The organism is Nocardia sp. NPDC056100, from assembly GCF_042266325.1.
Classification (GTDB): Bacteria; Actinomycetota; Actinomycetes; order Mycobacteriales; family Mycobacteriaceae; genus Nocardia.
The window spans coordinates 351,967-362,062 of sequence record NZ_JBHJVY010000004.1; the positions used below are offsets into that span (position 1 = coordinate 351,967).

Here is a 10,096-nt window from a genome sequence, read left to right on the forward strand (position 1 = left end):
GGATGCCGTCCGCGGCCGATATCGCCGGGGCGCGGGTCACCGATTTCGCGGCGTTCGTGACGGCGCGGACGGGGGAATCGTTTCCGGACTACCACTCGCTCTGGCAGTGGTCGGTCGACAATGTGGCGGGCTTCTGGGGTGCGCTCTGGGACTATTTCGAACTGGGGGAGCGCACCGGCGCGGTGCTCGTCTCCACCGAAATGCCCGGCACCAAATGGTTTCCGGCGGCGCAGCTGAACTATGTCGAACAGGTGGTGCGGCAGGCGCGCACCGATCGGCCCGCCATTCTCGGCGTGGACGAGGACGGCAGCGTCATCGAGCTGTCCTGGGCCGAATTGCTGAGCGGCACCGCGGCTTTCGCCCGTGCCCTGCGGGAACTCGGTGTGGGCCGGGGTGATCGGGTCGCGGGCTATCTGCCGAATATCCCGCAGGCCGTGATCGCGTTCCTGGCCACGGCCAGTATCGGAGCCGTCTGGAGCGCCTGCGGTCAGGACTATTCCGCGCAGGCCGCGCTGGACCGGCTCGGTCAGCTGAAACCCAAGGTGCTGGTCACCGCCGACGGCTATCGCTTCGGCGGCAAGGACCACGATAAGACCGCCGATATCGAGGCGCTGCGGGCGGGGTTGCCGTCACTGGCCGCCACCGTGCTGGTATCGCGCATCGGGGCGACCCTGCCCGATGTACTCGCCTGGGATGAGCTGCTCGACGCACCCGGTGGCGAAATCGATATCGCGCCGGTGGATTTCGAACATCCGCTGTGGGTGCTGTACTCCTCCGGCACCACCGGCAAACCCAAGGGCATCGTGCACGGTCACGGCGGGGTGCTGCTGGAGCATTTGAAAGCCGTTGCCCTGCAATCCGATATCGGGCGCGACGACACCTTCTTCTGGTACACCAGCCCGAGCTGGATGATGTGGAATTTCCAGATCGCCGGATTGCTGGTGGGCGCGACCATCGTCACCTACGACGGCAGCCCGTCCGCGCCGACCACGGATGCGTTGTGGGCCATAGCCGCTCGCACCGGCGCGACGGTGGTGGGCACCAGTCCGGGCTATGTGCTGGCCTGTATCAAGGCGGGGGTGGTACCGCGCCGCGATCACGATCTGTCGGCGCTGCGCATGGTCGGCATCACCGGTTCCTCGCTGCCGCCGTCCTCCTCACTCTGGTTGCGCGACAACGTCGGTGAGCATATTCCGGTCGCCTCCATCAGCGGCGGCACCGATGTGGTCTCGGCCTTCATCGGCGGTGTGCGCACCGTCCCGGTGTGGCCCGGTGAACTCTCCGCCCCCTACCTGGGCGTGGCATTGGACGCCTGGGACGAGAAGGGCCATCCGGTGCGCGGTGAGGTCGGCGAACTCGTCATCACCAAACCGATGCCCTCCATGCCCGTGCACTTCTGGGACGATCTCGACGGATCCCGTTACCACGACGCGTATTTCGATATGTACCCCGGCGTCTGGCGGCACGGCGACTGGATCACCGTCAACGACCACGGCAGCATCACCGTGCACGGCCGCTCCGATTCCACCCTGAATCGGCACGGCATCCGCATGGGCAGCGCCGATATCTACCAGGTCGTGGAGGCGCTCCCCGAGGTGGCCGAGGCACTGGTGCTCGGCATCGAACTGCCCGAGGGCCGCTACTGGATGCCGCTGTTCGTGGTGCCCGCCCCCGGCGTGGAACTCACCGATGAGGTCAAGGCGCGCATCAACGCCGCCATTCGCGCCGAGGTGTCCCCGCGGCACGTCCCCGACGAAATCATCGTCGCCCCCGGCATTCCGCACACCCGCACCGGCAAGAAACTCGAAGTCCCGCTCAAGAAACTCTTCCAGGGTGCGGAACTATCCAGGGTGGTGGCCCCCACCGCGGTGGACGATCCGGCATTGCTGACCTGGTATGCGCAACATACCCCGCCGAAATAGCGGAAACCCGAACAATTTTCCGCAATCGACGACCCGGCCGCTCAATGCGCGCCGGGTAACCGTCGTCGTCCGGAACACACTTCGGACGCCAAATCCTCATAGCCGACGGCTAATTCGGCCAGCCTTTCCCAAATGCGCGTCAATTCCGGCCCCGAGGCATGGGCGAGCGCCTCATAGGCGTGCGCCGTCAACTGCGCGAGCCGGTCGATAACCGCCCCCATGGTCTCGGTATGCACCCGCGCCGCCCCATGTGAAGGTGGCAGCCGCGAGGTGACCCAGCAATCGATGCTGTGCACCAATTCATCTCGCAGACTATCGAGTTCACCGCAGACATCCGGCCCGGCAGCCATCTTCCGCCCGTGCAACTCCGTCAATTCATGAGCCGCACTAAGTACCGGATGCCCCGGAAAGCCGGACCCCCGGCAAGCCAGCAAAACCTGCCTCTTACTAGGAAGCGTATCCCGCATCGCAACCCCTCCTCATCCGAGAACTGCGAATTCCGAGAACGCTATTCCCTCAAAATGACCACCTCGTAACCTCCACCCCAACACCCCATTTCGCGATCATCCGAATGGTGCGGACGCCGGGGTGAGCTGTCATGCGTTCCGGCCGCGCAGCGCGGATTCGGGTTCGGCCGCCGCCAGCACCCGGGCGGCCTCGCGGCCCGCATTGGTATTCGGCAGTCCCGCACGCGATCCCGCCAGCTTGGCGCGGATGTGGTCGGCGACCGTCACCGGCTCGTATTCGCTGCCCTCACCGACGCAGGACGGCAGCGTCTCGATGAGCGCGTCGATATTGCCGTCGTGGAAATACGCGGCGCTGCGCCGGCGCTGAATCGTGCCGTCCACGATCGGCGGCTTGACCCGGTGCAGCGTGGACAGCCAGCGCTCATTGGTCCAGCGGGCCATGAGATCACCGAGATTCACCAGGAGAGCGCCGTCGGCGGGCTGTACGTCATGCCAGCGGCCGTCCGCGCCGAGCACCTGCAATCCGGGTGCCTGATCGGCCCACAGCACGGTGACGATGCCGTAGTCGGTATGTTCGCCCATCCCGATCAGATCGCCGTCCAGATCGACGGTGCCGGGCGGGAGCGCGTAATTGTTCATGCGCAGCACATCGAGGGAATGATCGGTATAGCCGCCGAAGTACCCGGCGGGCAGTTCGAGCGCATCGGCGAAGGCGGTGGTGAGGGTGCGCGCCACCCGCGCGGCCTCGGCGTAGTACGCCTCGACGGGCACCCGATACCCCGGAACCTCCTGCGGCCACACGTTTTCCGCGTAGTCGGCCGCCGGTAGATCCAGGCCCGGGTAATCGGCGAGCGATGCGCCGATATTGAACGCCTCGAAGAAATCGTTCATCCGGGTCGCCGATTCCACGCCGAGGCTCAAACTCAAGCTTTCACTCTTGGGCGGCGAATAGCCCCGATTGATCTCGGGCGGAGTGCGATACCGCTTCTTGGTCTCCAGATCCAGGGCGAAGAACTCGTCCAGCGCACCGGCGAATCCGTCGATCACCGATCCGGGCACCCCATGCCCGACGATCTGCATGAACCCGACCGTACGAGCGGCCTCGTCGATCCGCCGTGCGACGGCGCGCCGGGCCGTGGCGTCCCCGCCGCCGACGTACGGCGCGATATCGATGATCGGCACGTGAAAATCCATGGAGACGTCCGTCCCGCCGTAGTGATAGGTCAGGCGATCAGATTCTCCCACCCGTGTTCCCGCGGTGTGTGGACGCTATTACGCCTGTGGGTAGGTGCCGCTGCGGGGACCGCGCAATTCGGTGAGCATGTCGCGAAATTCATCATCGCTATCGGTGGTCGGCGGGATCTGCAGCGCTATGCCATCGCAGTACGAGCCGTACCAGCGGTCCAGCACCGTCGGCAGATCGGCGTAGACCGCTTCGGGGACAAGGGTTTCCAGTACGTCATCGGTCAGGATGGCGGGCAGGTCGGTCCATGCGCCGGCGTGCGCGGCGGCGCTCAGGCGATCGGCGGTCTCGGGATGGCCGACAAGATCGAGGGTGCCCCGGTAGGCCGGGGTGGAGTAGAGGAAGGCCAATTCCGAGCGCAGCCGCTCGCGGGACTCCGCCAGGGATTCGGCGTCGGGACCGGTGATCATCTTGGGGACCACGATGATTCGGGGGCCGCCGTCGGTGCGCCGGGCTCGCTGCGCGCCGATGTGGAGGGCGGGCAGCACCCGATCGGCGAGGGAGAGCGGATGTGAACCCGTCGGGTGGGCCACGAAGCCGTCCGCCGCCGCCCCGGCCAGCTCGCACATGCGCGGGCCTACGCCGCCCATCCAGAGGGACGGCGGGGTCACGTCCAAGGGACCGGGGTTGAAATATGGCTGCAGGCGGGTGAATTCGTAGTGCGAGCCGTGATGGTCCAGGCGCGAGCCGGTCTGGAAGGACTCGAAGATGGCGCGGAGGGCGGCGGCGTAGTCCGAGAGCTGGGCTACCGGATCGGTCCAAGGGGTGGAGTAGCGGCCGACTATATTGCCCCTGACCTGGGAGGCTATGCCTAGCTGGAAGCGGCCGCCGGAGAAGCGGGCCAGATCCCAGGCGGCGTAGGCGGTGAGCATGGGGCTGCGGGGGAAGGCGACCACCATGCTGGTCCGGATGGTCAGGGCGGTGCTGTGTTCGGCCGCGAGGGCGCAGACGCCGAAGGGATCGCGCACGGTTTCGGAGATGTGCACGGTATCGAAGCCCAGGGCCTCTATCCGGCGGATTCGTGTCGCCACCTCCGACAGGGGTGTGTCGGCGGGTAGCGATGTCACGAGTTCCATGACGGTCCTTCGGGATCGGCGCGGCTACCGGGCTCGGCGCGCGGAAGCCGCTCGATCCTGTCAGACCGCGTGGGCGGCTCGGTGCTCGGACTCCAGGGTCAGGCTGCCGTCGACCATGCGGTGCACGGTGTCCATCTGATGCAGGTGCGCGCGATCGTGCGTGACCAGCAGGGTGGCGGCATTGTGCTCGCGGGAGATGCGCACGATCAGGTCGATGATGGCCGCCCCGCGCTCCTGGTCGAGGGAGCTGGTCGGCTCGTCGATGACCAGCAGGGCCGGATTGTTCATCAGGGCGCGAGCGATATTGACGCGCTGGCGCTGACCGCCGGAGAGCTGGGCGGGACGCTTGTTCTCCTGACCGGCGAGGCCGACCGCGTCGAGGAGTTCCCTTGCGTGCGAACGGGCTTCGCGGCGACGGGCGGGGGAGACGAAGAAGGTCTGCCCGAGATGGACCATGGCCTCCAGCTGTTCGAGCGCGGTCAGCGCCGGAACCAGATTGGATTGCTGGAACACGATGCCGATGGAGTTCCGCCGCAGGGTGGTGGCGTCGCGACGGCTCAGCTGCGCCAGATCCACCGTGCCACCGGAGGTTTCGAGCTCGATGCGCCCCGAGTCGGGCCGGATGAGCGTCGACACCGTAGCCAGCAGTGTGGATTTGCCGGAGCCGGACGGCCCGGTGATGGCGGCGATCTCGCCGCCGCGCACCGCGAGGTTCACCTGCTTCAGCGCGGTGATGCGCTCGCCGCCGTCCGGGAAGGTGAGGGTGAGGTCGGCGACCGTGAGGGCGTTGGTCATCGCAAAACTCCTGGGGGACAAGGTGATCAGCGCGCCTGGTTGAGGGCGGTGAGCGGATCGGTGGTGGCGAGGAAGCGCAGCGCGAAGGCCGCGCCGAGCAGGCCGAGCAGAATGAGCGCGGCCGCGGGGAAGAGCGTGGTGCTCACGCTGAGCACGAAAGGCAGTGCGTCACCGAGGAATAGGCTCGCCAGCGCGGTGATCCCCACGCCGACACCGACACCGGCGACCAGCACCACCAGCGCCTGACCCAGCGCATCCCGGACCAGTGAACCGGTGGTCGCGCCGAGGGCTTTCAGCGTGGCGATATCGGGGGTGCGCTGCACCGTCCACACCGTGAAGAACGCGCCGATCACCAGCGCCGAAATGGCGAACAGCATGCCCGTCATCAAGGTCAGCGAACCGTTCTCGGCCTGATACGAACTCATGGCCGACAGCGAACCCTTGGACGAGGTCGTGGTGGTGTGCGCCGCCGCGTTGATCGCGGACTCGTCGTGCACCCCGGAGACCGCCATGATGGTCGCCGCACCCGAGCGCGGATTGAGCGTCTGCCAATCGCCGAGCGTCATCCACACCACCGGGGTGTGCGCGTACCAGTCGTCCTCGGTCACGCTCCGCACGGTGAAGTTCCCCGCGCCCAGCGCGACGGTGTCACCCGGCCCGGCCTCGAGATCCTTGGCGGCGGCCTTGGACAGCACCACCTGCCCGGCATCGGTTGCCACACGATTGCCGAACGGCGTCCCCTGCACCCCGAACAGTGCGACCTGCGCGGGGGAGGCCCCATCGTGCGTGGCCCGGGTCCGGCTGATGCCGATCGGGTCGACGGTCCCGTCCGATCCGGCGGCGGACTGCCAGGCCCGCACCTGCTCATCGCTGAGCGTGGAGGAGTCGAAGGAGGCCGCCGACCCGGTGTCCGCGAAGACGACCGTGCCGGTCTGCAACGATTGGATGGCCGAAATGTTTTGGTGCCCGAGCCCGGCGGTCAACCCGCTCAAGAAGCTGACGAGCAGCGCGACCATGGTCACCACGAGGGCAATGAGCAGGAAGCGGCCGCGGGCGGCCCGCAGATCCCGGAGTGCTACGAACATGACTCCACTCTGGTGCGGATGCCCGGCGAATCCATCGCGCCGCGGGACGAATCCGGCCCCAGCCAACGGTGGTCCGGCGTTTCCTACTTTCGATGGATGCCGGTGCGGTTGCCCGACATAAGCTGGTCGACGTGCATCGATCGCCCCTCACCCCCGTCCTTTCCGCCGTGCAGCTGGGTCTGCACGCGCTGGTGGTGGCGCTGACGGCGGTGGTGGCGGCGCGGGCCATCATCGCCGACGCGCACCCCTATCTGGTGGTGGTGCTGTCCGGGGCATTCCTCGGGGTCTACTTCGCCGGTGGCCTGTTCCGCCGCAGGCTGGTGGCCGCACGGGTGTGGCTGGTCGTGCTGACCGTGCTGTGGCTGGTGCTGGTGGCCTTCGTGCCCGAGGCGGTCTATCTCGTCTTCGGCCTGTTCTTCCTGTATCTGCATCTGCTGCCCCGTAACTGGGGCCTGGTGGCGGTCACCGTCACCACGGTGGTGTCGGTGGTCGGCTTCGCCCTGCATCGCGGCTGGACCTTCGGCGGCATCATCGGCCCGCTGCTGGGCGCGCTGGTGGCGGTCGGCATCGGCCTCGGCTATGAGGCGCTGTTCCGCGAGGCCGCCGAACGCCAGCGCCTGATCGACGAATTGCTCACCACCAGAAACACTCTCGCGGAACAGGAGCGCACCGCGGGCAAGATGGCCGAGCGCGAACGCCTGGCCCAGGAGATCCACGACACCGTCGCCCAGGGTCTGAGCAGCATTCAACTGCTGCTGCACGCGGTGGAGCGCGCGGCCCCGGATCACCCGGCACTGGCCAAGATTCGGCTCGCCCGCGAAACCGCCGCCGACAGCCTGGTCGAAACCCGCCATCTCATAGCCGAACTCACCCCGGCCGCCCTGGAAGGCCAATCCCTCGCGGGCGCGCTCACCCGAATCACGCAGCGCGCCACCGCCCCCGGCCTGCACGCCGAAATGCTGGTCGAGGGCGATCCGCACGCGCTGCCCATGCCCATCGAGGCCGCCCTGGTGCGCATCGCGCAGGGCGCGGTCTCGAATGTGGTGCGGCACGCACAGGCGCAGCGTATGCGGGTCACCCTCACCTACGCCGGTGACGCCGTGCACCTGGATGTGGTCGACGACGGCATCGGCATCGCTCCCGAGGTGCTGGCCCAATCGCCTTCCGGCAGTTTCGGTCTCACCGCCATGCGCAATCGAGTGGAGCAGCAGGGCGGCACCATGGAGGTGGAGTCCGAACCCGGTCATACCGCCGTCACCGTCTCGTTCCCGCTGGAGGAGCAGTGACTTCCGCTGGAGGACGAATGATTCGCATCCTGCTCGCCGACGATCACGCCATCGTGCGCGCGGGCCTGCGCGCCCTACTGGATTCCGGTGCGGCGGAAAGCGATTCCGGTGCGGAGATCGATGTGATCGGCGAGGTCGCCACCGCCGAGGAGGCCGTCGCGTTCTGTTCCACCACCCGGGTCGATCTGGTGCTGATGGATCTGCGCTTCGGCCCGGGCAAGTCCGGTGCGGACGCCACCGCGGCCCTGCGCGAACTGCCCGATCCGCCGAATGTGCTGGTGGTCACCAACTATGACACCGACGCCGATATCCTCGGCGCCATCGAGGCGGGCGCGGTCGGCTACATCCTCAAGGACACCCCGCCCTCGGAATTGCTGGCCGCGGTCCGTTCGGCGGCCGAGGGCGAGAGCGTGCTGTCCCCGTCGGTGGCCTCGCGGCTGATGACTCGCGTCCGCAAACCCGACACCACGCTGAGCCCGCGCGAGATCGAGGTGCTCCGGCTGGTCGCGGACGGGCATTCCAATCGTGAGATCGGCCGCCGCCTGTTCCTGAGCGAGACCACGGTGAAATCGCACCTCGTGCACATCTACGCCAAGCTCGGTGTGAAATCGCGGACCTCCGCCGTGGCGCGTGCTCGCGAACGCGGGGCCATCTGACCCTACGGTGGGTCCATGGCTTCCCTCTCCGATCCCGAAGTGCGCGAATTCCTCTCCGAGGGCACCCGCACCGGCAAGGTCGCGTTCATCGCGGCCGATGGACGTCCGCTCGTCACCCCGGTCTGGTTCGTCCTCGATGGTGACGCCGTCGTTTTCAATACCGGTGCGACCTCGGCCAAGGGCAGGTCCATCGCTCGCGACGGCCGCCTGACCATGGTCGTCGATCTCGAGGCCGCCCCCTACGGCTATGTCCAGGTGCAGGGCAAGGCGGAGGTCTCCGAGGATCTGGGCGAACTGGTGCGCACCGCCACGCTGATAGGCGCTCGCTATATGGGAGCGGACCGGGCCGAGGAATTCGGCAAACGCAATGGGGTCGCGGGCGAGCTGGTGGTGCGCCTGGTGCCCACCAAGGTGACCGCCGCCTTCAACGTCAGCGACTGAGACCCGTCCGCACGCCCGGCCGCGGGGGTGCGGGGGTGCGAGACGGCGGCGGGCCGGGGCAATGCCAGACTCGGCGGCATGACTGTGCACTTCATCGGGGCCGGACCCGGAGCCGCGGACCTGCTGACGGTGCGCGCGGTGGGTCTGCTGCGCGAGTCGCCCGTCTGTCTCTACGCCGGGACCTATCTCGACCCCGAGGTGCTGGCGCACTGCGCGCCCGATGCCGAACTCATCGATACCCAGGGCCTGGATCTGGATCGGATCATCGAGCACTGCGTGCGCGCCACGGCCGCGGGCAAGGACGTCGCCCGGCTGTGTTCGGGTGATCCGTCCATATATTCGGCGCTATCCGAGCAGACCGGCAGGCTGGACGCCGCCGGTGTGCCCTGGGATGTCACCCCGGGCGTTCCCGCCTACGCGGCCGCGGCGGCGCTGCTGGGCACCGAACTGACGGTCCCCGAGCTGACCCAGTCCGTCGTGCTCACGCGCACGCAGGCCCGTTCCACCGCGATGCCCGACTCGGAGGCGCTGTCCAACTTCGCCCGCACCCGCGCGACCCTGGTATTGCATCTCGCTATCACCCGCATCCGAGCCCTCGCCGATGAGCTGATTCCCGACTATGGGAACGACTGTCCGGTCGCGGTCGTCTACCGGGCCAGTCAGCCCGATCAGCTGGTCCTGCGCGGCACGCTGACCGATATCGCGGACCGCGTCGAGGCCGCCGATCTGCGTCAGGCGGCGGTCATCCTGGTCGGTCGCGCACTGGCGAAATCGGTGGATTGCGCCCAGTCACACCTCTATGACCCCGCCCGGGACAGGACGCATATCACTGGCTGAGACCGCGAAATGCGGTGATAGTTCGCAGCTATGGTGCTTCTTCGTTAGGGGTTGCAAGCTGCCGGTAGATTGGTCCGGGTGTTCAGCAGCATTGTGCCGATAGCGGCCGGAAGTCCATTGGACGTTCGTACGCCCATGTAACAAGTTCGGTCGACTGGGTAGATAGCCCAGGGGATCTCAAAAATACGTGAAGTGAGCCCCGAGCATCGGACGCCACCCTGGCTGGTGTGGCGTCCTGTTCGGGTTTTCGGTGGGGAGCGCTGTGGTGTTCCAGAAGCGAGGTTTGGG

At 67.4% G+C, this 10,096-nt stretch carries 10 protein-coding genes; 5 read left to right on the top strand and 5 right to left on the bottom strand.

Translation table 11 applies throughout. The features are described from left to right. Positions 1-2 precede the first annotated feature (2 nt). Entirely contained in the window at positions 3-1,922 is a 1,920-nt protein-coding gene (locus ACFC0O_RS32135; protein WP_375966369.1) for an acetoacetate--CoA ligase, read from the top strand. Between the two features lie 41 nt (positions 1,923-1,963). Here ACFC0O_RS32135 and ACFC0O_RS32140 read toward each other — a convergent pair whose 3' ends face one another. From ACFC0O_RS32140 to ACFC0O_RS32160, 5 genes are all read right to left on the bottom strand, one after another. After that, positions 1,964-2,272 (bottom strand): DUF4254 domain-containing protein, encoded by a 309-nt coding sequence (locus ACFC0O_RS32140; RefSeq protein WP_375964552.1) that lies wholly within the window; start codon positions 2,270-2,272, stop codon positions 1,964-1,966. A 246-nt stretch (positions 2,273-2,518) separates the two neighbouring features. Then, complete coding sequence (locus ACFC0O_RS32145; protein ID WP_375966371.1) at positions 2,519-3,583, bottom strand: isopenicillin N synthase family dioxygenase; 1,065 nt, start codon at positions 3,581-3,583, stop codon at positions 2,519-2,521. 78 nt (positions 3,584-3,661) lie between these two features. Continuing rightward, positions 3,662-4,708: a TIGR03617 family F420-dependent LLM class oxidoreductase gene (locus ACFC0O_RS32150; RefSeq protein ID WP_375964555.1), complete on the bottom strand. Its 1,047-nt coding sequence runs from the start codon at positions 4,706-4,708 to the stop codon at positions 3,662-3,664. Positions 4,709-4,768: 60 nt separating this feature from the next. Further along, on the bottom strand, positions 4,769-5,503 hold the full coding sequence (locus ACFC0O_RS32155) for an ABC transporter ATP-binding protein (protein ID WP_375964557.1): 735 nt from the start codon (positions 5,501-5,503) through the stop codon (positions 4,769-4,771). 26 nt (positions 5,504-5,529) lie between these two features. Beyond that, positions 5,530-6,588, bottom strand: coding sequence for an ABC transporter permease (locus ACFC0O_RS32160; RefSeq protein ID WP_375964559.1), 1,059 nt, complete (start codon positions 6,586-6,588; stop codon positions 5,530-5,532). A gap of 131 nt (positions 6,589-6,719) precedes the next feature. Here ACFC0O_RS32160 and ACFC0O_RS32165 point away from each other — a divergent pair, with 131 nt between their 5' ends. The 4 genes from ACFC0O_RS32165 (at position 6,720) to cobM (ending at position 9,808) form a co-directional block, all read left to right on the top strand. Beyond that, positions 6,720-7,874, top strand: a complete 1,155-nt coding sequence (locus ACFC0O_RS32165) for a sensor histidine kinase (RefSeq protein WP_375964562.1) — start codon at positions 6,720-6,722, stop codon at positions 7,872-7,874. Between the two features lie 17 nt (positions 7,875-7,891). Beyond that, complete coding sequence (locus ACFC0O_RS32170) at positions 7,892-8,530, top strand: response regulator transcription factor (protein WP_364642570.1); 639 nt, start codon at positions 7,892-7,894, stop codon at positions 8,528-8,530. A gap of 15 nt (positions 8,531-8,545) precedes the next feature. Further along, on the top strand, positions 8,546-8,971 hold the full coding sequence (locus ACFC0O_RS32175; RefSeq protein WP_375964565.1) for a PPOX class F420-dependent oxidoreductase: 426 nt from the start codon (positions 8,546-8,548) through the stop codon (positions 8,969-8,971). Positions 8,972-9,049: 78 nt separating this feature from the next. Further along, positions 9,050-9,808, top strand: coding sequence for a precorrin-4 C(11)-methyltransferase (cobM, locus tag ACFC0O_RS32180; protein WP_375964568.1), 759 nt, complete (start codon positions 9,050-9,052; stop codon positions 9,806-9,808). Positions 9,809-10,096: the final 288 nt, after the last annotated feature.